Raw genomic sequence first — 24,316 nt, forward strand, 5'->3', positions numbered from 1 at the left:
GGATCCGACCGATCCCCGCCCAGTCGGCGGACCGGCACCCGCCCACCTTTTGCCTTGCGCTCAAGCGGGTACTGCGATGTGTCGGGTTCGTGCATGAAGCCGAGAGGTCGCAGGCGACATCACCCGCTTCCGTTTCAGAGGAACCGGCGAGACCCGTGAGACCAAAACAAGCGAGTCACCGAACACCCTGGTCCCGGGGCCCTGTTCGACGGCTGGTGACGGGGTGGCGCGCCGGCCTGGAGCCGGGATCGCGCCAGGTCGGCGCTGTGCAGAAAAGTGTCGAGCGGGAGCGGCTGCGTGGCGAGGGCACCCTCGTGCAGCACGAGGAGCCGGGTGGCGAGGAGGTCCTGGCGATGGGTGTGCCCGAGTCCATGTGCGCGGTGCGCATCACAGGACACGGAGGGCCGGAGGTTCTTGAGCTGACGGAAGTGGCCGTGCCTGCTCCGCGGGCGGGAGAGGTACTGGTCCGGGTCGGCGCGGTGGCGCTGAACGACACCGACCTGTGGACCCGGGAAGGCGCCTACGGCCGCCCGGGAGACCCGAAGGCGCTGTCGGGCCGGCGGGGCCCGATCGACTTCCCGCGCGTTCAAGGCGCCGACGTGGCCGGCCGGGTCGTGGCGGTCGGCGCCGACGTGGACGGGAGCCTCGTCGGGTGCCGGGTGGTCGTCGACCCGGCGGTCTACGACACCGAAGGGCCGGACGCGAACCCGGTGGGTCTGATGGGGAGCGAGCGCGACGGTGGTTACGCCGAGTACGTGACCGCGCCGGCGGAGCGTGTGCACGACGTGACGCGGTCCCCGCTCACGGACGATCAGCTCGCGACACTGCCGACCGCCTACGGCACGGCGCTGGGCATGATCGAGCGGGGTCGGCTGCGGGAGGGGGAGACCGTCCTGGTCTCGGGGGCGTCCGGCGGCGTCGGCCTCGCGCTGGTGCAGATCGCCCGCGCGCGGTGCGAGGGTGCTCGCCATCAGTAGTGGGCCCAAGATCGATGCGGTGCGCGAGGCAGGCGCGCACGAAGTCGTCGACCGCGCGGGAAACGTCGCCGAGCAGATCCGCGCCGCCGCCCCGGAGGGCATCGACGTCGCACTCGACGTCGTGGCCGGCGAACTGGTGGGTGAGGGGCTGCCGCTGCTGCGCGAAGGAGGCCGGTGGGTGATCGCCGGCGCACTGGGCGGGTACGACGTGACCTTCGACGTGCGCCGCCTCTACCTGCATAACGCGCAGGTCGTCGGCTCCGCGATGCACACGCCCACGCACTTCGGCCTCCTCATGGACCTGGCTCGTCAGGCCGAGGTCCAGCCCGTTGTCTCCGCGGCCCTCCCACTGGAGCAGGCCGCTCAGGCGCAGGAGGAACTCGCCCGCGGGAGGCACGTGGGAAAGATCGTCATGCACCCCTGAGTTCTCCATCCGGCGGATCACGGTCCGCCCCTCTCACGCGGACCGGAGCGGGCCGGGTGAGAGGGGCGTCGAAGAGGGAGGCACACCATACGCGTGGCGGGCCTGGGGGTCCGGGAGTTCTACAGGTCCTGCAGGAGGCTCGTCACCGAACCGTTCTCGAAGATCTCCCGTATCGCCTGGGCGATCAGTGGGGCGATGGACAGGACCTCGACCTTGTCCAGTCCGGTCGCGGCGGCGGTCGGCAGGGTGTCGGTGAAGACGAACCGGCTGACCCTGCTGTTCTTCAGGCGGTCGAGGGCCGGTCCGGACAGGATGCCGTGCGTCGCGGCGACGATGACGTCCTCCGCGCCGGCGTCGTAGAGGGCGTCCGCCGCCGCGCAGATCGTGCCGGCGGTGTCCACCATGTCGTCCACCAGGACACAGACCCGGCCCTCCACCTCGCCCACCACCTCGTGAACGCTCACCTGGTGCGCGACGTCCTTGTCCCTCTTCTTGTGGACGATCGCGAGCGGCACGCCCAGCCGGTCGCACCACCGGTCGGCCACCCGCACCCGCCCTGCGTCGGGCGACACCACCGTGAGCCGGTGGTGCTCGGTGAGGCCGGCCACGTGGTCGGCGAGCAGGGGAAGCGCGAACAGGTGGTCGACGGGGCCGTCGAAGAAGCCCACGATCTGGTCGGTGTGCAGGTCGACCGTAATGATCCGGTCCGCGCCGGCCGCCGTGAGCAGGTCCGCCAGCAGACGGGCGGAGATCGGCTCGCGGCCCTTGTGCTTCTTGTCCTGGCGCGAGTAGCCGTAGAAGGGCGCCACGGCGGTGATGCTGCGGGCGGAGGCCCGTTTCAACGCGTCGATCATGATGAGCTGTTCCATGATCCACGTGTTGATGGGGTGGGTGTGGGACTGGATGAGGAAGCAGTCCGCGCCGCGCACGGACTCCTCGTGGCGGACGTAGATCTCGCCGTTGGCGAAGTCCCGTGCCTGGGTGGGGACGAGGGCCGTGCCGAGCCCGGCGGAGATGCGTTCGGCGAGGTCGGGGTGGGCCCTTCCGGTGAAGATCTGCAGCCGGCGCCCGACGGCCGGCGACCCCGGCTTCACCGGCTGCTTTCCCGGCCGAGGGCCGGGTAGTCGGTGTAGCCGCGGTGGTCGCCGCCGTAGTAGGCGGACTCGTCGGGGGTGTTGAAGGGGCCGCCTGCCTGGATACGGGCGGGCAGATCGGGGTTGGCGAGGAAGAGGGCGCCGAGGGAGACGGCGTCGGCGAGGCCCTCGTCGAGCACCTGCCGGGCGGCCTCGACGCCGGCCGGGAAGGAGTCCGGGGTGGCGTGCGGGTTGACGATCAGGTTGCCCTGCCACAGGTCGCGCACGGTCCTGGTGACGGGACGGGTGACGATCTCGCAGACCTCCAGGAAGGCCAGGTCCGGCAGAGCCTGGACGAGGGCCGTGTACAGCTCCTCGGTTTCGCCTTCGGCGATGTCGTTGTAGGTGTTGCCGGGTGAGACGCGCACGCTGGTGCGCTCGTTGCCGATGGCGGCGGCGACGGCCTCGGTGACCTCGACGGTGAAGCGGATGCGGTTCGCGATCGAGCCGCCGTAGGCGTCGGTGCGGTGGTTGGTGTTCGCGGCCAGGAACTGGTGCAGCAGGAAGCCGTTGCCCGCGTGGATCTGCACACCGTCGAAGCCGGCCTCGACCGCGTTGCGGGAGGCGGTGACGAAGTCCTGGACGGTGGCGGCGATCTCGTCGGCGGTCAGCTCGTGCGGAACCGGATAGTCCTGCGGGCCGTCCGGGGTGAAGCACCGGCCCGCGGCGGCGACCGGCGAGGGAGCGACCGACTGGTGGGCGCTGTCGTAGAGGGAGGGGTGGCCGATGCGGCCGGAGTGCATCAGCTGGACGACGATCCTGCCGCCGCGGGCGTGCACCGCGTCCGTGACGGCGCGCCATGTCCTGACCTGCTCCGGGTGGTGCAGGCCCGGCGTGTTGAGGAAGCCCTGACCGACCTGGGACGGCTGGGTGCCCTCCGTGATGACGAGGCCGGCGGAGGCGCGCTGAGCGTAGTACTCGGCCATCTGCTCGGTGGCGCCGCCGCACGGCTTGGCCCGGTTGCGGGTCATGGGCGCCATCACGAGGCGGTTGGCGAGCGTGATCTTGCCGAAGGTGACGGAGTCGAACAACGTGGTCATGTTCTTCCTTGGCTGGTTCTAGTTCTGGGATTCGGCGGTCTGGTGGCGGGCGTAGGCGGCGGCCAGGCGGCCCCCGACTTCGGCCGTGGAGATGAGGACGGCCATGTTGGCCTGCGCGGTCCGTCCCCCGGTGGCCCTGTCGACGGCGTGCATCAGGTACTTGGTGAGGCCCTGGCCGGTGACACCGTCCCGCTCCGCCCTGGCGAGCGCGTCGGCGATCGCGGCCTCGGCCTCGGCGGCGTCGACGGCGTCCTCCGCGCGCGGCGGGGTCGTGAGGACCACACCGCCGGGGTGGCCCGTGGCCCAGTGGGTGGCGACGACCTTCGCGACGAGGTCCTCGTCGTCGATGCGGTGCGGGGCGCGGACGCCGCTGGAGGCGCAGTAGAACGCGGGGAAGTCGTCGGAGCCGTGGGAGATCACCGGGACGCACTGCGTCTCCAGGTACTCCATGGTCAGCTTCAGGTCGAGGATCATCTTGGCGCCCGCGCAGACGACCGCGACCTTGGAGCGGGTGAGCTGGATCAGGTCCGAGGAGATGTCCATCGTCGTCTCGGCGCCGCGGTGCACGCCGCCCAGGCCGGCCGAGGAGAAGAACGGGATGCCGGCCAGTTCGGCGGCCACCAGCGAGGAGGCGACGGTGGTGGCGCCGCGTCCGCCACGGGCCAGTGTCACCGGCAGGTCGCGGCTGGAGACCTTCGGGATGCCGGATTCGGCCGCGAAGCGCTCGATGTCCCGCTCGGTCATGCCGACCCGGATCGTGCCGGCCTCGACGCAGATGGTCGCGGGGACGGAGCCGCCCTTGCGGACGGCGGCCTCGACCTTGAGCGCGGTCTCGGCGTTGTGCGGGTACTTCAGTCCGTGCGTGATGACGTTGGACTCCAGGGCGACGACCGGGCGGCCCTCGTGCAGGGCCTCACGGACCTCTTCGGTGTACGCGACGGGTATCGCGGGGCTCATCGGGTTCCTTCGGTCGGGACGGGCTGGGAGTAGTGCGGCTGCTTCCACAGCAGGTGGGCCTTGGCCTCGATCTCCGGGGTGTGCACATCGGCCGTCCAGTCGGACGGGGCGACGGGCTCGACGGCGATCGACACCGCTCCCGGCTCGACGCCGAACACCCGGGTGACCGTCCGCGTCAGTGCGGTGACCAGGTCGGCCTTCTCGGAGTCGGTGAACGTGCGGGAGAAGTGCTTGATGCTGACGTGCGGCACGGCGGCGGAAACCTTTCGTGCGGAGGGGGACCTCGCCCCGCGGCGGGGGACACGCGGGGCGAGGTGCTCGGGCGGCGGTGTGCCGGTCGTGTACGGGACGCGCTTACCGCCGGTCGCTGACGTGCCGTATGCGGTCGATGAGTTCGTTCACCCCGTGCTTCTTCAGCACGCCGTAGTGGTCGCCGTCGAGGTCGACGATCCGCGGCGGGTGGGCGGAGTAGCCGGAGCTGTTCTCCAGGAACGAGTAGTCGTCGCCGCGCGCCCTGAAGATGGTCACCGGGGCGTCGATCGTGCGTTCCTGCAGCTCACGGAAGCTGTACTCGAACTCGTAGGTCTCGGCGACGATCCGGCTGATGCGGCGGATCGTCCCCTCGTCGAGTGCGGGCATCCGGCCGTGGACGAAGGCGACGAAGGTGTCCTCGTCCGTCACCTGTTTCAGGCAGGCCCGTACGGCGGGGCCGTGGGCGGTGCCCGCGAAGACGGAGAAGAGGATGGTGACGTAGGCGGGGTTGGCGAAGGATGCCTCGCGGCCCCAGCGCCGCGTGTCCTCGTTGCGGATCTCCGGGTTGCCGGGGCAGATCAGCAGCAGGTTCTCCACCTTCTCGCCGAACTGCTCCAGCTGCCAGGCCGCCTCGAAGGCCACCCGTGCTCCGAAGGAGTAGCCCCACAGGGTGTACGGCCCCGACGGCTGGACGCGGCGGATCTCGGCGACGTCGGCCATCGCCGTCTCCCGGATCGTGCTGTACGGCGTCTCGCCGGGGTTGATGCCGTGTGCCTGGATGCCGGTCACCGGCCGGCCGAGGCCGACGCCTTGGGCGAGCAGGCGCAGGTTCATCGGGTAGCCGCCCAGGCCCGGCCAGGCGAACACCGGGTCGCCGTAGCCGCCGGGGTGCAGTGACACCAGACGGGAGCTGCGCCGCGGCGTGCCGTCGTCGACGCGGGTGGCCAGGTCCTGGAGCTTCGGCGTCTCGAAGATCACCTGCAGCGGGAGGTGTGTCCCGAACTCCTTGTTGATCCGGTTCACCAGCGCCACGGCGTGCAGGGAGTTGCCGCCCGAGGCGAAGAACTCGTCCTGTGTGGAGACGTCGTCGTACCTCAGCATCCGGCCCCACTCGGCCGCCAGCCACTGCTCGGTCGGGGTCGCCGGGGCGATGTGGACGGCCGAGACGCCGGTCGCGGCCACCTCCGGCAGCCGTGCGGTGGCCTTGGCGTCGATCTTGCCGTTGGCGGTGAGCGGCAGTTCGTTCACCACCACCACGCGGGCCGGGATCATGTAGTCGGGCAGGAACTGCGCGAGGTCGTCGCGGATCGTCTCCGCCGGGCCGTTGGTGTGCACGGCGTCCTCGTTCATGCCCTCGTGTGCGGCCTGTTCAGGGGTGATGCGGCCACCCACGAAGAAGTACGACGCGGGAGCCGCGGGGAGGCCCGCTTCGGCGAGCAGGTCGTCCAGGCGCCGGGAGGCCGGCAGCGGGTTGCCGGTCTTCGAGGAGTAGCCGGAGGACATGAAACCCATGTGCGGGGTGCGCTGCAGGCGGTGCAGCAGCGTGCCGAGCACGATGTAGTGCCGCTGCTCCTCGCCCGCCCGGGACACCGCGCTGATGCCGAACGCGGACCGGTCGTAGACGCCCTGGTTGATGGCGATGACGTGCCGGCGCTCCACCACCTTCTCGCCGAGCGGCTTCAGTTCGCCGTCCTGGTGGTGGTAGAGCCCCGCGGGCAGGCCGGCGACGCGATCGCCGTGTGCCTGTACGAACAGCTCGACCTCGTCGGGGCGGGTGCGGCCGTGGTGCGTGGTGACGGCGTAGGTGCCGATGTAGTGGTCGTCGTCCGCCAGGTCGAGCCGGGACATGACCGCGGGGTGGTGGCCGGCCGGGTCGATGGTCAGGCCGTACTCCGGCAGCACCTCCTCGAACACGCCGAGCATGTGGCCGGCCTCGAACTCCAGCACCTCGACGATGTTGTTCTTGTAGACGGGCTCGATGGCCTGCCGCTTGCCGACGAAGTGGACCCTGAGGCCGCCTTCGCCCCGGTGGGACGCATCGCCGACGCGGACCAGGGTGTGATCGACCGGATGGTGGTAGTAGAGGCCGTCGAGGCCCGCCAGGCCGTCGGCCTCCAGGTACATCTGGGTGGCGTAGAGGGCGCCGGGCGAAGCGTAGGCGTACTTGGGCAGAAGCCGCTCGCCGCTGCGGAACGGTCCGAACCAGCGGAGGATGCAGCCGAGTTCACCGAGCGTGAGGGAGCTGACCTCACGTGGCTCCGCGGCCTCGACGGGGCGCGGGGCGAGCAGGTCGAGGACATCGCCGGCGGTCAGGCCGCCGCCGTCGTAGAACCGGTAGGTCTTGCGGGCGAAGGCCGTCCTGCGCTGCTCCGCGCTGCCCTCCTTGCCCGGCAGCGCGACGACCTGACGTCCTTCCAGCTGGTGTTCCTCGCGCAGGCCCGGGTTGGACAGCTGGGCCTTGACCTGGAGTTTGGACGTCTTCGACTGGTGGTGGGCGGCGTCGCTGCGGCCCTGGTCCATCACCGCGGCCGTACGTTCGTTGAGCTCGACCGCGGCGACGAGGGTCTTGCCGCCGGTGCGGGCGTCGTCGGTGACGACCGCCGCGGCCCTGCGCACCCATGTGTGTTCTTCGATCCGGGAGGCCACTTCCTCCAGTTCGACCCGGTAGCCGCGCAGCTTCACCTGGTTGTCGGCGCGGCCCGTGAACTGGATCGTGCCGTCCGGGTTCCACTGGGCGAGGTCGCCGGTCCGGTAGAGCCGCTCGGTGGGGTTGAACGGCGACACGAGGAAACGTTCCCTCGTCACCTCGGGCAGACCGATGTAGCCGCGGGCCACCTGGACTCCGCCGATGAACAGTTCACCGCTCTCGCCGATGTTCACCGGCCGGCGGTTCTCGTCGAGGATGTAGCAGGTGACGTTGTCGGCCGGGACACCGACCGGAATGATCCCGGGCGACGACCCGGTGAGGGTCTCCGGGTCGACCCAGAACGACGTGGCGTTGATGGTCGTCTCGGTCGGGCCGTACAGATTGACCAGCGACACGCCGGGCAGCGCGCGGAACAGGTCCTGGGCGAGGGTGCGGGTGAGGGCCTCGCCTCCGGAGAAGATGTGGGTCAGGGAGGGGCAGGCGCCGAGTTCTTCCGTGTCGACGAGGGCCTGCAGCAGCGTCGGCACGCCCTGCAGGGCGGTCACCCGGTGCCGGCACATCGTGGTGATGATGCCCTCGGGGTCCCGGAAGAGCCCCGGGGTGCCCATGACGACCCGGGCGCCGACCGCGCAGGCGAGGATCTCCCACTGGGCGGCGTCGAAGCTCATCGGCGTCTTCTGCAGGATGGACACGTCCGGGCCGAGGTGGCCGCAGTCGGCCAGCCAGCGCAGCTGGGAGACGATGCTGCGCTGCTCGATCATCACGCCCTTGGGCTTGCCGGTGCTGCCGGAGGTGTGGATGACGTAGGCGAGGTGGTGGGCCTGTGTGTCGTCGGGCCGGAGGGGGTTGCCGGTTTCCGGGGCGTCGGCGGCGGTGACCACGATCGTGCCCGGGGGGACCAGGCGGTCGAGCCGGTCCGCCAGGTGCGGCTGGGTGACGACGATCCGGGCGCCCGCGTTCTCGACCATGTACCGCAGCCGGGCCTCGGGGTAGTCGGGTGACAGCGGCAGGTAGGCGGCGCCGGCGGTGAGGATGCCCCAGACGCCGGTCACCAGGTCGGCGGAGGGTTCGGCGTAGAGCCCGACGCAGGTGTCGGGTGCTGCGCCGAGCGCCGCCAGGTGGGAGCCGAGCCGGTCGGCCTCGGCCTTGAGTTCGCGGAAGGTGAGGTCGCCGCCGGCGGCGGTGACCGCGATGTCGTCGGGTCTGGACCGCACCTGGTGGTGCAGCAGACCGCGCAGTGACGCGTGCTTGAAGGACACGCCTGATATCGGTACTTGGGTGCTCATTGTCGAGTGGATCCCCCCCGAACGAGTGTGGATCGCGCTAGACCCGGCTGGTGGCCCGGGCCGGCTGCGACGGTGCTTGTCTGGTTCTGCGGGTGCGCGGCTGGGCCAGGACGACGGCTCCGACCACGGCCGCCGCGCCGAGCAGTTGCAGCGGTCGCAGGGTCTCGTCCAGGAAGAGGTATCCCAGGACCGCGGCGCACAGTGGCGAGGCGAACGACAGGAACGAGGCGGCGAGCGCCGGCAACTGCGACAGGCCTCGGAACCACAGCACATAGGCGATCAGCGCGCCGATGATGCTGAGGTAGGCGAAGCCGCCGACGTTGCCCCAGGTGAGGTGGCCCGGCAGGTCTTCGCCGATCAGGGTGACGGGCAGCAGGACCAGGCCGCCCACGGTCAGCTGCCAGCCGGTGAAGGTCAGCAGACCGACGCCCTCGGGGCGCCCCCACCTCTTGGTGAGAACGATGCCGGAACCCATGGACAGCGCGCCGAGCAGGCCGGCCATGATGCCGATGGCGTCCAGGCCCGCGTCCGGCTGGAGAACCAGCAGGGCCACGCCCGCCGCGCCGAGGAGACACGACGCGATGTGAACCGGCCGGATGCGGTCCTGCAGCAGCACCGGACCCAGCAGGAGGACGATCATCGGCTGGACGGACATCACCAGCGCGGCCACTCCGCCGGGCAGGTGATAGGCGGCGAGGAACAGGAAGTAGAAGAACGCGCCGATGTTCAGCACACCGAGTACGACGGCCCTCCACCACCAGATGCCCCTGGGCAGTGTGCGGGTGATCAGCAGCAGGATCAGTCCGGCCGGCAGCGCCCGCACGGTGGAGGCCAGCAACGGCCGGTCGGGCGGCAGGAATTCGGTGGTGACCAGATAGGTGGAGCCCCAGACCGCGGGAGCGAGGGCGGTGACCGCGGACGTGACCGCGACGCGTTGGCTGTTCACTTCTCGGCTCCGGAGTCGGTGGTCCCGAAGAACCGGTCGCCGAAGTCGCCGATGCCGGGGATCATGAACGCGTGTTCGTTGAGCCGGTCCTCGATCGCGCTGGTGACGATCTTCACCCGGGGCCGCTCGATGCCGACGCGGCGCAGCCCTTCGGGGGAGGACAGGAAATTGACCATGACGATGTGGTCCTCGCGCACCCCCGCCTCCAGCAGGACGTCGATGGCGGCGAGGGCGGACCCGGCGGTGGCCAGCATCGGCTCGAGGAGCAGCACGTGCCGGTCGGCGATGTCGTCGGGCAGGTGCTTGTAGTACAGCTGCGGCAGCTTGGTCTGCTTGTCGCGCTGGATGAGGACCTTCCCGATGCGGATGCCGGGATGGATGTCGCGCAGTTCGCTCTCCATGGCCTCGCCGGCCCGGATCACGGGGACGGCGCAGACCTTCGTGGCGAACGCGAGTCCGTGATAGGTGGCACCGACCGGGGTGGTGACCTCCTGCTTGGTGAACGGCAGCAGGTCGAGGCCGTGTTCGAGCAGGAGACGGATGACTCTCCGCGCGTAGAACACGAAGTCCTCGCGGGTGCAGTCACGGTCCCGGATGATCGTGTGGATGGCGCGGAGCTGGTCGGTCTGCGGAAGCAGGTGGACATGGTGGCCCGTGGTCACGTGTGACTCCTCGATGTCGGCTGTCGGCGGAGCGCCGCAGAGGGAGGACGCCGGGGCGGGTGGACACCGGGGCGGGCGGCGGGGCCGGACGCCGCCCCGGTGCACGGCCGTGATCCGGGAAGCCTGGAATGCGGCACGGTCAGCCGATCTCGTCGAAGGCCCGGCGGGCCTCGGCGACGAACTTCGCGACCTTGGCGCGGTCCTTGCGTCCGTCGGGGCCCTCCAGCCCGGTGTGGGCGTCGACCGCGGCGGGCCTGACGGCGCGGATCGCGGCGCCGACGTTCTCCGGGTTCAGGCCGCCGGCCATCATCAGCGGTTTGGGGGAACGGCGGACGAGCTCGGCCGAGACGTTCCAGTCGTGGGTCAGGCCGGTGGCGCCCTTGGCACCGGTCCTCGGGTCGAACGTGTCCGTGATGTACATGTCGACGAAGGGATGGGTGTCGTCGACCAGCTTCAGCAGTTCCTCGGCGTTGTCCTGCTTGACGACGAGGGACTTGAGCACGAACAGGTCGGGACGCAGCCGCTGGAGCCGTCGCAGCTGGTCGGTGTCCACGTCGCCGTGCAGCTGAACGGCGACCACGCCGAGCTCGTGGCAGAACTCGCTGATCTCCTCGGCGTCGGTGAGGTAGCTGATGAGCACGCCCGCGTGCGGGGCTCGAAGGTTCTTGATGATCGCGGCAGCGTCCTGCTCGGCGATGTCGTCCTTCCCGGACGGCAGTCGCAGGGCGAAGCCGAGCCAGTCCGCCCCCTCATCGATGATCATGTCCGCCTCGGCGGCATCGATGACGCCGGCGACCTGGACGAGCTTGTTGACAACGGTCACGAGGACCAACCCCCTGTGTGGTTCGGTGCGAAAGCAGGTACGTGTGCCCTTACCGGCCGTAGGTCTCCTGGAAAACGGTCAGGGAACGGCCTCGGCGGCCGGGATGGACACGGGTCTCGGCCGGGTGGCCGAGCGGGACGAGCAGAGCGATGTGCAGGTCGTCGCGGTCCGCGATGCCGATGGCCTTCTTGACCTCCGCCTCGTCCCAGCCGTTCATGGGACTGGTGGCCAGACCGGCGGCGTGCGCGGCGATCATCAGGAAGGAAGCGGCGATCATGGCGTCCTTGACCGCGTACTCACGTCCCAGACCGCGGGTGTGCAGATCCTCGTGGAAGGCGCGTACGTCCTCGGGCAGGTCCGCGGCGAACCGCTCGGACCAGGCGTCGTTCAGCCGGGCCTGCTCCCAGATGTCGCCGCGGTCCTCACGCCAGGCGCCGGACTCCGCGACGAACACCAGCATCACGGGTGCTTCCTGGGGATGCGGCTGCCCGCCGGTGGCCTCCGTGAGGGCCTTGCGGCCCTGCTCGCCGGTGACGACGACGATGGACCGGGACTGCAGGTTGAAGCTCGACGGCGCTTCCAGGGCGAGGTCGACCAGTTCCCGAAGCAGCGTGGCGGGCACCGGATCCGGCCGGTAATGGCGGACGCTGCGCCGCGAGCGGATGACGCGGGACACCGTGCCGTGGTCCGTCGCAGACAACTCCACGACCCCCCCTTATACTTCGATATCGAACTACCTGACGTCGAAACATTATGGCATGCTCTAGTCTTGAGTCAAACAGTTCGCCATCGAATTAACCTGGGTGAACAAAACATGAAGGCGAGGCAACCCCGCATGCGCGACGCCGTCGACGACTTCCTCGACCAGTGGAGAGCTCAGCGCGGAGACCTGGACCTCGACGCCATGGGCGCCGTCGGCCGCATCCTGCGCCTGTCACGCCTGGTCAACGGACACCTCAAGGAGTACTTCGCCCAGTACGACATGGAGACGTGGGAGTTCGACGTGCTCGCCACGCTCCGCCGCAGCAGCCGGCCGCTCACCGCCAAGGAACTGGCCGCAAGCGTCATGATCGGTTCGGCGGCGCTGACCAACCGCGTCGACCGGCTCGTCGCGCGCGGCCTGGTCGTCCGCGAGCCCGTGCAGGGAGACCGGCGCAGCCTGCACATCGCCCTGACCGACAAGGGCGGGGAACTCGTCGACAGAACCGTCCAGGGCCATGTGCACAACCAGCGCAAGATCCTCTCGGGCCTCGACAACGATGCCACCGACGAACTCAACCAGCTCCTGCGCACGCTGCTCGCCTCCCTCGGGGACGTCCGCCGAGGGCCTGCCGGAGGCCGGTGACGGCGGTGACGGCACCCGTCATGCCGCCTCGCCCCGCACGCTCATCGGCCGCGCGACCGGCACCGTTCCCGGCGTGCCCGCGCCGGTGCGCGGTCGGCACGGCCCGTTCATCGCCCGGTGGTCACTTCGAGCGGACGAGAGCGGCCGGGCCGTTCCTCCTTCGCGGGCCGTCCTGGCCGCTCTCCCCGTCCGCCGCGTTCTTCGCCGTCACCGTGTCCCAGTGGACCGTGTGGTCGCACCAGCGGTCGAGGAGGGTGCGGTCGTGGCCCACGGCGAGGAGGCCGGCGCCGGTTTCGGTGCGGTAGGCCTCGACCACCGCCACCAGTGCGGCCGTGGTCGACGCGTCGAGCATCGCGGTCATCTCGTCGCAGATCAGCCGGCGGGGGCAGAGCACCAACGCGCGGGCCAGGCAGGCGCGTTGGAGTTGGCCGTCGCCACCCCCTGAGTTGTGTTCAGCCTTCGCGCACACAGCTCAGGCTCATGGCAGCACAGAGATCATCCCCGCGGGTGCAGGGAGCAGGGCTACGTCGTCAAGGACGCCGCCGGCAACACGGGGCCATCCCCGCGGGTGCAGGGAGCAGCGTGGCCTGTCCCTTGACCGGCCGCGCGTCGAGGGGCCATCCCCGCGGGTGCGGGGAGCAGCCCAGGCCCGTCAGCGTCAGCGGGGTCGGGACGGGACCATCCCCGCGGGTGCGGGGAGCAGGCCGTCGGGGACGTCTGGGTGAGCCCGGCCGCGGGACCATCCCCGCGGGTGCGGGGAGCAGGGGAGGGTGTTCCTTGATCAGGTCCTTGAGCTGGGACCATCCCCGCGGGTGCGGGGAGCAGGTGCGCAGGATGCCGCCGTTGATGGTCGCGCCGGGACCATCCCCGCGGGTGCGGGGAGCAGCTGCGCGAGCTGCACGACCGGGGCGTACGCACGGGACCATCCCCGCGGGTGCGGGGAGCAGGAGGAGGACGGCGCGGAGTTCGCCGAGGAGACGGGACCATCCCCGCGGGTGCGGGGAGCAGAAGATGACGCCGCAGCCGCAGCCGCCGGCGTCGGGACCATCCCCGCGGGTGCGGGGAGCAGACGGGTGCGGTGGTGCGGCAGCCGGGTATCGAGGGACCATCCCCGCGGGTGCGGGGAGCAGGCGGCGAGTTCGCCGTCGATGAGGCCGTCGTTGGGACCATCCCCGCGGGTGCGGGGAGCAGCGGGCCCACCAAGACCGGGGCGCTCATGCGGTCGGACCATCCCCGCGGGTGCGGGGAGCAGACTGTGTGAGCTGCGGGTTTACCTGGGGCAGTGGCAATTTTGGAGTACTTTCGTCGATTCCGGCAATTCCGCTGAATGGTGCATAGCGCGCACTACGATCGCCCGAAGCGGCGGCGTTTGGATGCCTTGCTCCAGCCTCGTAGCGGAGCTGCCGTAGGGCCGGGCCCGTCAGTCTTGGGGTTGGGGCGGCGGATCAGGGTGATGCCCTCGTGGTCGATCGGGTGCCAGTTGTGGTCGTGGGTGCGGAAGGTGAAGCCCTGTTCGTTGTTCGTGGTGTGGGCGAGCAGGGCGCGGCCCTGGCCGGCGTATTGCTGGACCTCGTCCCACAGCACGTCGCGGATGCGCGCCGACGGGTTGCCGATGAAGACACCGGCGGAGATTTCGAGGAGCCAGCGGGTGAGGAATCCGCGGAGGCCTGCCGGGCAGTTGGTCAGGACGATCACGGTCACCAGGTCATCTCCTTGCCCGCGTCCGGACCGCCGTAGTTGCGTCCGGCAGGGACATCGTGGCCGCCCTCGCTCTGGAGCGTGACGACGTCCCGGTCGGCACCCGCTCCGGCGGAGGATGCGGCGTCGTGCAGGAGGAGGCGTTTGATGTCGTCGACGCAGCGGTCCAGCAGGGACGTCTCGTTGATGCGGTCGCGCAGTGCGCGGCGGGTGCGCGGGCCGACGTCCTCCTCGTCCTCCGCCGCGATGTCGAAGGCCAGCGGGATGCCGATCTCGGTCTTGTAGAGGTCGGCGACGTCGAGGACGAAGGACAGTTCGTGGCCGGAGTGGACGAAGCCGAGTGCCGGGCTGCAGCCGAGGGATGCGACGACCGCGTGCGCGATGCCGTACATGCACTGGGCGGCGGCCGTGACCGCCTGGTTGACCGCGTCGCCGCCGGTGAAGTCGCCGGGGACGTACTTACGGCCGCGCCACGGGATGCCGGTGCGGGCGGCCTGGGCCTTGTAGCAGTCCTTGACGCGTCGGCCTTCACGGCCGAGGAGTTCATGGCGGGTGAGACCGGCGGGGTCCTCGTCAGGGAAGCGCAGTCGGTACATGGCGCGGGCGACGGCCAGGCGGTTGCGCGGGTTGGCCCACTGGCGGGCCTGTGCCTCCATGAGGGCGGAGGAACGGGTCAGGGCGCGGCCACCGGCGTAGTAGCGCACACCTTGCTCTCCCACCCAGCACACGGCGGCACCGGTCTCCCCCAGCACGCTCATCGCCTGGTGGGTGATGCGTGTTCCGGGGCCGAGGATGAGGGTGCCGATGGTCGCCGACGGAATGTGGGTGGTGCCGTCGGCGTCCTCGGCAGTGATGGCGTTGGCGTCCCGGTGCACCGTGCAGCGCTCCAGGTACACGAAGGACAGCCGTTCGCCGGTGCGGGTCAGGTGGCGCGGGGTGAGCGCGGTGCGCCGGGAGACCGTGGTCACCATCTCACCCGACCGGGCCGAGCGGGGCCAGAGTGATCAGGCCGCAGCCGTAGGCCTTGGCCTTGCCGATCCCCTGTGTGAGGGTGCGACGCAGGAGCACGGGGTCGGTGACCTCGAGCCGGCCGTCGAAGGTGACGGTGACCAGGCTGACGGGGGACGGCTTGCGGCTGCCGGCGCCGGTACTGCGGGACTTGTCGAAGGCGAGGGAGCGCTTGTCGCGGACGGCCAGTTCGTACCGGTCGCCGTGGTGCGGCTGCCCGGTGTGGGTGGTACCGCTGGGCAGCAGACGCTTCCCCTCAGGTTTCTCCAGGACGCGGAAGCCGCACGACTCCTGCTTCTTGAGGAGCCAGCCCATCTGGTGCACCGCGGTGAGGTGCGCCGTGCGCTTGGTCGGCTCGCCGTCCTTGCGGCGGGCGTGGTGAACCGGGTTGGCGGTGAGCCGGAACGCCCACCGGTCACCTGCTGCCAGCCGGTCGAGGAACGGGCCGTAGGGCCTGCTCTGCCAACCGGGTCGGTCCGGGTCCGCGGCAGCAGCCGCAGGCCAACCGGCCTGCTCGACGAGGTGGGTGAGGTCGGGCCGGTCGGGGCTGGCCACGTACAACATGACCTCGGCTCGTGCCGTCTGGTCCAGGCGCCACAGCACGCGCGGGGCATCGGGCGTGGGCGTGTCCGTGGGCAGCAGCCCGGGGAAGGACGACATGACGGCGGCGTGCATGGCCTGCGGCGAGGAGAGGAGGCGGCGGGCGCCGGGGCGCGCGGTGTTCACGCGGAAGCGGGTGAGGAACATCAGGCGCTCTCCTCGTCCAGGGCGTCGAACGGGTCGTGCCGGGGCAGGTGCCGGGCGGACGGGTTGGGAATGCGGACGCTGTCGCTGAGTTGGGTGCGCAGGGCGTGGCGGCGGTGTTCGGCGGCGAAGCTGAGTGGCTGGTCGCGCAGGACGTCGGCAGCGTGCTGCTCGCCCTCGTCCGCCTCGCGCAGCACGGTCAGTTCGATCTCGTCCCGGCCGCGGTACGGCCTGCGGTACCAGGCGGATGCCTGCCACGGCATCTCGCGCAGCACGTCCATCAGACCGCCCTCGTCATGGAGGCCGAGTTCGACCGGCAGGGCGGGTGGGCAGGAACGGCGGCCCAGGAACGGCGCGTACACGGGGGTGCGCAGCGCGGTGTGCAACTCGGCGAGCAGTGTGCGGTCGCCTTCGAGAGCGGCGACGAAGACGGCGTCGGCGAGGTAGAAGCGCTCGGACAGCGGCATGGACTTACCGGTGACGCCGTGATGGGCGGTGTGGAAGTCCCGTACCCGGGTGCCGGGTTGGTCGATCCGTACGCCGAACTTCAGCGCGGCCAGCGGTGCCAGCCTGCGGTCGTCGCCGCGTTCGATGCCGGCCGCGGCGGCGAGCATGCCGACGACGCCGCTCTTGGTGGGCGCGGACTCGGTGGTACGTCGGGTGAAACGGGCCGAGGCCCCCCAGGACTGCAGGGGGCCCGCGAGCCGAAGGGTGAGCACGCTCATGCGGGCTTCTCCAGGCGCTCTGCGACGGCCTGCCCGACGGCGGCGACGAGTTCACCGATGTTCTGCGACTCGGTACCGATTCCGGCGAGCTTCTGCGTGTTCGGACCGACGCGCAGCACCCAGGTGAGGGTGGAGTCCTCGTCGCCGTACGCCCGCTCCATGTCGGGGATGTACTCGGCCAGGCGCTCGGACGCCTCACGGACGTGGCCACCCTGGTCGCCGCGCACCGGATCCTCGAAGGCCGCGACGAAGCTGACGGGCCGGGTGGTGCGCAGCTTGACGATCACGGCGTCCGGCAGCGTGTGGTGCCCGAAGGTGTTGATCTTGCCGGTGGGCAGCGAGGCGACGAAGCCGTGCACGAAGGCCTCGACGGCCCGGCGGACGGGGTCGGTACGCGGCTCCTCGTCCCGCAGCCCCTGGCCGAGGGTGGCGGCGAGCTGCTGGACACCGAGGGCGGCGTAGCGGTAGAGGGTGGCGGAGTTGAAGTCGACGGTGCCGATCATGCCGGCGCCGGTCTCCTCGTCGGTGTTCTCGTCGTCGACGGCCGTGTAGTAGTCGGACTCGTTCTCGACGCGGTGGACGCTGATGGCGTGGGCGACCTGGACGGCGGCGTCGACGTTGATGTCCGGTGCGTCGGCGACCATGCGGCCGAAGAGCGCGATGTCGACGGAGTGGCGGGTGTCGGCGAGTTCCTTGGCCTTGTCCTTGTTCTTCTTGTCCTTGAAGAAGGCCGTGATGTCGGCCTCGTCGTCGACGGCGAGGCGGGCCAGGCCGTCGAGCTGGCGAGCGCTGAGGAATACGAGGTACTTCGCCTCGGGCGCCGGGTCCGGCTCGCCCTCCTTGGCGGAGTCGGCCTTGCGCTTGGGCACTTCGGTCTTCAGGCCGGTGGCCTTCACGGTCTCGTCCGCGATGCGCAGTGCGGTCTCACGGGTGAGCGAGGGGTCGAGGGCGGTGATCCGTTCGGCGATCGCCTCCACGATCTTCTTGGTCCGCACGCCGAGTTCGCTCGGGTCCAGCAGGTGCTCGTCCTTGAAGTAGGTGCGCGTTGCCCGCTTCCAGGCCTGGCTGGAGACGCGGGCGCGCGGCACTCCCCCGTACACCGCGGTCTTCGGCGCACCCGTGTCGTCGCGGTTGAGGTTGCTGGGCGGGACGGTCTGCAGGGCGTGCACGTCGAGGAAGATGCGGTTCACGAGGCGTCCTTGTCGGTGTCCGTGGTGCTGGTGGTGTCGGTGTCTGCGGTCACGCCGGCGGTGAGGGGCGGGCGTCCGTCCTTGGACTTGTCATGCAAGGCGTGGAAGGAACGGCCCCATTCCCTGCGGACGGCGTCCACTCCCCCGGGCCGCTGCCAGGTGTAGAGCTGTCCGGCGAGGAGCGCGTAGTCGAGTTCGAAACCCTCGCGGCGCAGCAGGACGACGATTTCGCGCAGCCGTTGGGCGAGGGTGGTCAGGTCGGGGGCGGTGCCTGCGCGGACCAGCCGCTTGTGCACGGGTTCGTCGATCTCGCCGGGCTTCATCATCCGGCGCACCGCGGCTCCGAGGCCCCGGCGGCGGTCCGGCCTGTCGGCCTGGTGCATGCCGGTGGAACGGGACTGCTGGTGCAGCGCGTAGAGGGTGAGCGCGACGTGCAGGGCGTCCTCGGCCCGGACCAGTTCGCTCTCGCTCATCGGCCGAGCGCCGTCCGGGGTGTAGTGCAGAGAACCGGTGTCGATCAGGGCCCACAGGTCGGGCAGCTGCCCGGCATCCCGGCCGGCGCCGCGCCGGAGCCGGGCCAGGGCCGCGACGGCGAGGGACCGGTCGGCGAGGTACTCCCGCTGCAGATCGTCGATGCGGTCGGCAGCGAGCCGGGCGACCCGTTCGCGCGGAGTGACGGGTGCGGTGACGGTGGTCATGCGGGTGCCTTCGCGGTGGTCTCGGGCGCGGACGCCGTGTCCGCGTCCGGCGGCGTGTCGGTGGAATCGGGGCGCCCCAGGCCCTTGTGCAGCGCGGCACGGAACCACTTGCCGGCGAGTGCGGAGTTGAGCCACTCGGTGCCGTGCTTGAGCTGCACGGTCCGGCCCTGCCAGGCGGCGTCCCCGGCTGCGGCCATCAGCCGGTCTCCGAGCCCGCCGACGATCTTGTACACCTGCTGCTGCCAGGCGGTGCGCTGCACGTACGGGTCATCGGTGTCGGCAAGACGGGCGAGCCACGTGCGGTACGGAGCCTCGAGGAGCCCGTAGGCGAGATCGCGTGCGGTGGAGCGGGGCCCGTCGCTCTCGGTGCCGGCCGCGCGGGCCAGGTTGGTGGCCAGATCCCCCAGGGCGTTGACCGCGAGGTCGGCATCAGCAACGGCTGCGACGGCCTGCTCGGCATAGCGCCGGTCCTGCTGGTGGAGCAGGACGACGGCCATGGAGACGTGGTCGTCGACGACCTCGTCGATCACGGACTGCTGCGTGCCGTAGCAGGCGCCGACGACCCGGGCCCGGACGAGGAAGCCGCGTGGCAGCTCTCCCTCCGTCACCAGACGGGCCACCCACTCCAGAATCCCCGGCCGCAGGTAGGCGGCCGCTTCCGACCCTTGGGCCTTGCCGACCTCCCCCGCGACCAGTGAGCCGATCCCGCGCCAGGCGGAACGCTCGGGAGCGTGCTCGCGCGGCAGATAGACGGGGGTCTTCTTGAGCTTCTTCTCCTGGGGCTTGCTGCGCCGCCAGGCGGTCATCGGCTCCCGGTGCTGACGGTCGCGTGCGGGGAGCGGGTCACCGTAGCCGAGGACGACGCCGTGCACGCCGGTCTCGTCGAAGTGCAGGCGCAGGCGCCGCGTCTGCCAGGTGTACAGGTCGCGTACGCCGGTCGGGGCGCGCTCCGCGCCACCCGGGCCGCAGGGTTCCCTGCGCCACGCGGGGGCGTCCTGGTCGTCGATCTCCAGGTTGGCGGTGTCGGCGGCCACGAGGTTCAGCAGCAGCGTCTCGCGCAGGGTGCGGCCTTCGACGTAGACGCCGCCGAGGTTCCCTGCCCAGCCGACACCGAGCGGGTAGACCCTGCCGCCCTTGACACGCTCGTCGCCTTCCACACCGGTCTTGATGCCGGAGGTGTCGTAGGCATGCGTATGGACGACCCAGCGGGCCGCCTCCGCGAAGGTGAGCCGCTCGACGGTGGGCATACGGGCGGTGAAGAACGGCTCCCCGTTGGGGACGTCGGCCACGATCCGGTTGAGGGAGAACACCTCGTCCTTCCCCGTCCGCAGCCCAGCGGTCTGGAAGAACGGCGCGCCGGCGTCCAACAGGTCGAACCGGCCGCGGTGCGTCTCGAGATACGCCCCGACCGGAGCGAAGCAGCTCTCCTCGGCCCACAGCTCCGACCACGCGTCGATGTCCTGCGGTCCCTCGAGTGCGTCGTGCGCGACGGCGAGCAGCAGACGCACCAAGGCGAACTCCTGGGTGGGCAGATCACCGACGACACGCCGCAGGTCATGCGCCTGCTCGAACACCTCACGCAGCGACAACTCGTCCTGCGAACCGTCGCGTCTGAGCACCGGGATCCACGGCCGGGCGGTGAGGTCGAACGACAGCGCGCCGTCGCCTCCACTGCTATCGGTTTCAGACACGGGTCACCTCGAGGCCGTCGCTCTTGCTGTACCGGAGGGAGAAGCCTGCCAGCCGGGTCTGACAGTCCTCGTCGAGCGGCAGGATCAGCTGACCGGCCAGCCAGTGACTGTCCTTCATCTGCCAGGCGGGCACGTACAGTTCCTCGAGCTCTGCGATCGCCTGGTCCATGACGTCGGCGTAGCTGAACTGGATCGGCAACCGCAGTCCGCAGCTCGCCGCTGTGCGCGCCGCCAGGGTGGCCGGCACCTGATCGGTGGGCAGATCCAGTCCGGCCAGCACACGGTCCTTGCGGTCAGGTTCCAGCCACGGCACCGTGGCCAGGGTGCCGTCGGCACGCCGCTGTACGACGACGACCTCGAGACTCTCGCAGCTGTCGCGTACCTGGGCCTTGCCGGCCGCGGTGTCGTCCGCGTCGCCGACGCCTGCCGCGACCCACCCGAACAGCGGCCTGCCGGGCCTGGCCGCCGCATCGAGCCGGAAGGTCGCAGCCCGCTCGGCCTGGTCCGCGCGGTGCTCCACGAACCGTGCGTGAGCGGCTTCGAGCGCCTCGGCCCATTCGGCCGGGCCGTCGGTGCCGTCGGCGTACGCGCGCTGCACCAGCGGACTGATGTCGCCCGGCAGCCGTACCGGTCTCCGCGGGCCGCCGTTTCCGCCGTCGAGATGCGGCAGCAGGGCGGCGGCGGAACGCAGCAGCGCGTACGCCCCGTACACGGCGACCGAGCCGGGCACCGGCTCAGGAACGTCTTCGCTCCAATCCACGCCGGTGACCAGGCAGCGCGCTGTGCGCAGCCGCTCGGGCCGGTCGGACTGCTTCTCCCCTCCACGCAGGTGGCGGTGGAGACGCCCCATGCGCTGCAACAGCAGGTCGACGGGTGCGAGGTCGGTGACCAGAAGATCGAAATCGACATCGAGGGACTGCTCCGCGACCTGACTGGCGACAACGATGTGCGCCTCCTCGGGCCGACCCTCGGCCTTGCCCGGTGGTCCGAAGCGCCACAGCAGGTCTGCGTCCTTGGCCGCCCGGTCGACGTCGATGAAACAGGAATGGGCAACGGTCACACTCGTGTCGCCGAACCTCCGCCGCAGCACGGCTGCCGTGTCAAGAACCCGGCGGACGGTGTTGCGTACGACGAGGACGCACCCACCACCTGCGAGTTCGGTCTCCAGCCGGTCGGCCAGGGTGGCCAGGTCGTCCTCGAGACGTTCCAGCTCGACGTCAACGGTGCGGCCGGAGGCTGCCGGATGACGCATGACGGGCGCGCCACCGGGCGTGACGACCGTCAGGAGCGGATAGCCGTCGGCCTCGGCGACGGCGTCGAACGCCGCCGCGGTGTCCTGCGTCACCTTGCCCGCGTACGCCTCTACCAGCTCCCGCCGTCGCCCGGAGGGCAAGGTCGCGGAGAGCACCACCACGGGTACGCGGTAGGCACCGAGCCACGACAGCACCCGGTCGAGGTAGACGCTCATATAGGTGTCGTAGGCATGCGCCTCGTCGATGACGACGACCTTCCCGGCGACCGCGAGGTGGCGCAGCGCCAAGTGACGGCTTTTCAGCCCTGCGAACAGCAGTTGGTCGATCGTGCCCGCGACGAACGAGGACAGCATGGCCTTCTTCCGGCCACGCAGCCATGCGTGGGCGACAAGCTCGGCCGGGGCGGCGGCACGTGTGCCGTCCGACGGCCGTCGCGGGGCGACTTGTGGTGCGTCGAAGTCGACGGCAGCGACACGCCCGCTGTTGCGCATGAGGTCGGCGAAGTCCTCGTTGAGGGCCGCCTTCGAATGGGCGAGGAGAACGGAGTGACGAGCCCCGTCCTCGGCGGGAAGACGCTCAAGCCAGTCCAGCAGACGGGGAAACATCGCGCTGCCGGTGGCCATCGTCGGCAGCGCGAAGAACACGCCGCCCGCGCCGGAGCGCGCCGCGAGGATCTCGGCGGCGGCCAGCGCAGCCTCGGTCTTCCCCTCCCCCATCGGCGCCTCGATCACCATCAGTCCCGGCTCGTCCATCGTCCGCGCCAGCTCGACGGCCGCCTCCTGCACCGGCCGGACCTTCGCCCCCGGCGGCAGCTCGAAGCGGGACGCGAACAACTCCTGTGCGTCCCCGGCCGGTTCCTCGGGGCGCCACGGTCCGGGCAGGTTCAGCCCGCGCCAGGCCGCAGCGATGCGCTCCTCACTGGTCCGGGGGACGTCCTGCGGGAAGTACGGGAACAGGTCCGGGTTGCTGGCGACCCAGTCGGAGACGATGACCAGTGCGGTGAGCAACACCTGTACAGGCTGGGGGAGTTTCACCGCTCGCCAGTCACTGAGGCGTTCCCGTACGCCGAACTCGTCCGCACACGCCTCGAGCAACTCCTCCTGCACCCGCTGCCACAGCCCCCGGCTCGGGCCGGGCGTCCGCAGGAGTTCGGGGTGGCTGTCGAGTGCGGTGATCTGACCGTGCTCGGGGGGTACTCCGTGGTGCCCACCCAGCGCCACCACGAACTGCCCGGTCTGCCTCGCCGGCCAGCCGTGCCGCTCCTCCAGCCACTCCCCCAGCAGCACCTGTCCGGCCAGCCCATGCGGCGCGAGCCGCCGGTCCATACCCATGGCCGACTGGGAGCGCATCTCGAGCCCGTGGTCCCGCATGGTCTGCGCCAACGACTCGACCTGGCAGGCGAAGGCCGGCGTCGCCTTACCGAGGTCGTGCACACCCGCAAGCCACACTGCGAGCCGCCGGGCATCCGCTTCCCCTTCGGGCAGCGCATCGGCAACCAACTTCCGTACGCCCACGGGCAACCACTCGTCCCACAGCCGTCCGGCAACAGCAGCGCTGTCCTCCATGTGCCGCCACAGCGGCAGCCACCCATCGGAGTCCCAGTCGTGCTTCGCCCACACGGTCAGCACCGGCCCGTCGAGCCTGGCCCGTAACCCCGTGCGGGCTCCCCCCTCGTCTGTCATGCCAGAGGTATACAAGATAGGGAGAACTCGCGATGGAGATATGAAGAAAACGCGGATGATCCGCCCCCGATCGAACCGTAACGCCACGGAGGCTTCGATCGACACATAGGGTCGACCCTTTGCGCTGCGGCCACTTCAGCTACACGAGACAAGGCAAGAATAGTCAAATGCCCCACTTGCCGGTTTCTGTGAAAGTGCATGAAACCATGCCCACCCCCCGATAAACTCCCAGGTCACGCAGTCTGCTCCCCGCACCCGCGGGGATGGTCCCTGCACGTCTACCGATTCACTCATGGGGGGAGCCTGCTCCCCGCACCCGCGGGGATGGTCCCCCCGAACCCGGTGCGCGTTCTGGCAGTGCAACCTGCTCCCCGCACCCGCGGGGATGGTCCCATGGGCCGCCGGCCGTAGGGTCCGCTCCAGTACTGCTCCCCGCACCCGCGGGGATGGTCCCGACCAGGGCGCGCCCGTCAGCCTGGTCGCCGTCTGCTCCCCGCGTCTGCGGGGATGGTCCCGACCGGTTCTTCGGGCAGGGCCCGTTCGGGCACTACTCCCAGCCGAAGCGGGGTGCTCCGCATGGCCTCGTTGGCTGACGGAAGACGGCCCCGTGCTCAACTATTCGGTGTACACGGGGCCGTTATTGACCTCCGCCGGGTAGGTCAGGCACCCAGCTCGCCGGTCTTCACGGCAGTAACGAAGGAGGTCCAGCCTTCCGTCGCCAGGATGAGTACCGGGCCGCCCGGCGTTTTACTGTCACGCACGGGGACGACGGTGGTGAAGTCGTCGGCAACTTCGACGCATGCGCCGCCGTCCTGGTTGCTGTGACTGCTCTTGCGCCACGCAGCGGCGCTCACGTCGACGATCCGCACGGCACTTCCTCCAGCAGGCGCAGGATGTAGTTCCGCGACTCGGCTGGGGACAGCGCCAGGTCGCGCACTGAATCGTACGCCTTCTGGAGGCGCACAACCGGCGCTGTTTCTTCAATGAGTTCACCCCGGTACCCGTTCTCCGTGTAGACGACGGTGTGGCCGTGCGGCAGGAGTAGGTACCAGACGTCGAAGAGTAATCGTCAAGACCTGTGGGCCGATTGACCTCAGTTTCGTTCGGGCGGGTTGATCGCGACGAGTTCGACCTC

Annotated in this window: 19 protein-coding genes, 4 pseudogenes and 2 CRISPR repeat arrays; of the genes and pseudogenes, 2 read left to right on the forward strand and 21 right to left on the reverse strand. The window is 70.4% G+C overall.

Features of this window, described 5'->3' with window-relative positions:
* Positions 1-233 precede the first annotated feature (233 nt).
* A pseudogene (locus JL475_RS40430) lies at positions 234-344 on the reverse strand (TetR family transcriptional regulator); the annotation flags it as partial.
* A 9-nt stretch (positions 345-353) separates the two neighbouring features.
* On the opposite strand from JL475_RS40430, the pseudogene JL475_RS29895 reads away from it, so the two are divergent.
* Positions 354-1,401: pseudogene (locus tag JL475_RS29895) on the forward strand (zinc-binding dehydrogenase).
* 119 nt (positions 1,402-1,520) lie between these two features.
* Here JL475_RS29895 and JL475_RS29900 read toward each other — a convergent pair.
* The 9 genes from JL475_RS29900 to JL475_RS29940 all read right to left on the reverse strand — a co-directional run bounded on the left by JL475_RS29900 (position 1,521) and on the right by JL475_RS29940 (position 11,853).
* Positions 1,521-2,495 carry a ribose-phosphate diphosphokinase gene (locus JL475_RS29900; protein WP_202281095.1) on the reverse strand — a complete coding sequence of 325 codons (975 nt, stop codon included), beginning with the start codon at positions 2,493-2,495 and terminating at the stop codon, positions 1,521-1,523.
* On the reverse strand, positions 2,492-3,574 hold the full coding sequence (locus JL475_RS29905) for an alkene reductase (protein ID WP_202281096.1): 1,083 nt from the start codon (positions 3,572-3,574) through the stop codon (positions 2,492-2,494). Before JL475_RS29905 ends, JL475_RS29900 begins: the two co-directional genes overlap by 4 nt.
* Before the next feature lie 18 nt (positions 3,575-3,592).
* Entirely contained in the window at positions 3,593-4,531 is a 939-nt protein-coding gene (locus JL475_RS29910; RefSeq protein WP_202281097.1) for a pseudouridine-5'-phosphate glycosidase, read from the reverse strand.
* Positions 4,528-4,782: a tautomerase family protein gene (locus JL475_RS29915; protein WP_202281098.1), complete on the reverse strand. Its 255-nt coding sequence runs from the start codon at positions 4,780-4,782 to the stop codon at positions 4,528-4,530. The genes JL475_RS29910 and JL475_RS29915 overlap by 4 nt, the downstream gene beginning before the upstream one ends.
* Before the next feature lie 103 nt (positions 4,783-4,885).
* Entirely contained in the window at positions 4,886-8,716 is a 3,831-nt protein-coding gene (locus JL475_RS29920; RefSeq protein ID WP_202281099.1) for an amino acid adenylation domain-containing protein, read from the reverse strand.
* Between the two features lie 37 nt (positions 8,717-8,753).
* Positions 8,754-9,662 carry an EamA family transporter gene (locus JL475_RS29925; protein WP_202281100.1) on the reverse strand — a complete coding sequence of 303 codons (909 nt, stop codon included), beginning with the start codon at positions 9,660-9,662 and terminating at the stop codon, positions 8,754-8,756.
* Positions 9,659-10,324, reverse strand: a complete 666-nt coding sequence (gene upp / locus JL475_RS29930; protein WP_202281101.1) for a uracil phosphoribosyltransferase — start codon at positions 10,322-10,324, stop codon at positions 9,659-9,661. The genes JL475_RS29925 and upp overlap by 4 nt, the downstream gene beginning before the upstream one ends.
* Before the next feature lie 139 nt (positions 10,325-10,463).
* Positions 10,464-11,147 (reverse strand): phosphoribosylanthranilate isomerase, encoded by a 684-nt coding sequence (locus JL475_RS29935; RefSeq protein WP_202281102.1) that lies wholly within the window; start codon positions 11,145-11,147, stop codon positions 10,464-10,466.
* A gap of 49 nt (positions 11,148-11,196) precedes the next feature.
* Positions 11,197-11,853, reverse strand: coding sequence for a nitroreductase family protein (locus JL475_RS29940; RefSeq protein WP_307825195.1), 657 nt, complete (start codon positions 11,851-11,853; stop codon positions 11,197-11,199).
* Positions 11,854-11,982: 129 nt separating this feature from the next.
* On the opposite strand from JL475_RS29940, the gene JL475_RS29945 reads away from it, so the two are divergent.
* Positions 11,983-12,492, forward strand: a complete 510-nt coding sequence (locus JL475_RS29945) for a MarR family winged helix-turn-helix transcriptional regulator (protein ID WP_202281103.1) — start codon at positions 11,983-11,985, stop codon at positions 12,490-12,492.
* 121 nt (positions 12,493-12,613) lie between these two features.
* Here the strand turns inward: JL475_RS29945 and JL475_RS29950 are convergent.
* From JL475_RS29950 to JL475_RS40435, 11 genes and pseudogenes are all read right to left on the reverse strand, one after another.
* Positions 12,614-12,925 (reverse strand): annotated as a pseudogene (locus JL475_RS29950) (ABC transporter ATP-binding protein); the annotation flags it as partial.
* A gap of 58 nt (positions 12,926-12,983) precedes the next feature.
* A CRISPR array of direct repeats spans positions 12,984-13,744; the repeat unit is 29 nt; unit sequence GGGACCATCCCCGCGGGTGCGGGGAGCAG.
* A gap of 92 nt (positions 13,745-13,836) precedes the next feature.
* Complete coding sequence (gene cas2e / locus JL475_RS29955; protein ID WP_202281104.1) at positions 13,837-14,193, reverse strand: type I-E CRISPR-associated endoribonuclease Cas2e; 357 nt, start codon at positions 14,191-14,193, stop codon at positions 13,837-13,839.
* Positions 14,190-15,158 (reverse strand): type I-E CRISPR-associated endonuclease Cas1e, encoded by a 969-nt coding sequence (gene cas1e / locus JL475_RS29960; protein ID WP_202281115.1) that lies wholly within the window; start codon positions 15,156-15,158, stop codon positions 14,190-14,192. Before cas1e ends, cas2e begins: the two co-directional genes overlap by 4 nt.
* A gap of 4 nt (positions 15,159-15,162) precedes the next feature.
* A complete protein-coding gene (cas6e, locus tag JL475_RS29965; protein ID WP_202281105.1) occupies positions 15,163-15,945 on the reverse strand; it encodes a type I-E CRISPR-associated protein Cas6/Cse3/CasE in 783 nt (260 codons plus the stop codon).
* Complete coding sequence (cas5e, locus tag JL475_RS29970) at positions 15,945-16,667, reverse strand: type I-E CRISPR-associated protein Cas5/CasD (RefSeq protein WP_202281106.1); 723 nt, start codon at positions 16,665-16,667, stop codon at positions 15,945-15,947. Before cas5e ends, cas6e begins: the two co-directional genes overlap by 1 nt.
* Complete coding sequence (gene cas7e, locus JL475_RS29975; RefSeq protein WP_202281107.1) at positions 16,664-17,857, reverse strand: type I-E CRISPR-associated protein Cas7/Cse4/CasC; 1,194 nt, start codon at positions 17,855-17,857, stop codon at positions 16,664-16,666. Before cas7e ends, cas5e begins: the two co-directional genes overlap by 4 nt.
* Positions 17,854-18,555 (reverse strand): type I-E CRISPR-associated protein Cse2/CasB, encoded by a 702-nt coding sequence (casB, locus tag JL475_RS29980; protein ID WP_202281108.1) that lies wholly within the window; start codon positions 18,553-18,555, stop codon positions 17,854-17,856. The genes cas7e and casB overlap by 4 nt, the downstream gene beginning before the upstream one ends.
* Complete coding sequence (casA, locus tag JL475_RS29985) at positions 18,552-20,246, reverse strand: type I-E CRISPR-associated protein Cse1/CasA (protein ID WP_202281109.1); 1,695 nt, start codon at positions 20,244-20,246, stop codon at positions 18,552-18,554. Before casA ends, casB begins: the two co-directional genes overlap by 4 nt.
* Positions 20,239-23,181 carry a CRISPR-associated helicase Cas3' gene (gene cas3 / locus JL475_RS29990; RefSeq protein ID WP_202281110.1) on the reverse strand — a complete coding sequence of 981 codons (2,943 nt, stop codon included), beginning with the start codon at positions 23,179-23,181 and terminating at the stop codon, positions 20,239-20,241. Before cas3 ends, casA begins: the two co-directional genes overlap by 8 nt.
* A gap of 242 nt (positions 23,182-23,423) precedes the next feature.
* A CRISPR array of direct repeats spans positions 23,424-23,696; the repeat unit is 29 nt; unit sequence CTGCTCCCCGCACCCGCGGGGATGGTCCC.
* A gap of 144 nt (positions 23,697-23,840) precedes the next feature.
* The gene (locus JL475_RS29995) at positions 23,841-24,050 is read right to left on the reverse strand and encodes a DUF397 domain-containing protein (RefSeq protein ID WP_202281111.1); all 210 of its coding nucleotides are present in this window, start codon (positions 24,048-24,050) and stop codon (positions 23,841-23,843) included.
* Positions 24,032-24,238, reverse strand: a pseudogene (locus JL475_RS40435) (Scr1 family TA system antitoxin-like transcriptional regulator); the annotation flags it as partial. The gene JL475_RS29995 and the pseudogene JL475_RS40435, both read right to left, overlap by 19 nt.
* Positions 24,239-24,316: the final 78 nt, after the last annotated feature.

Origin of the sequence: Streptomyces sp. M2CJ-2 (genome assembly GCF_016757295.1) — a bacterium.
Lineage (GTDB): Bacteria > Actinomycetota > Actinomycetes > Streptomycetales > Streptomycetaceae > Streptomyces.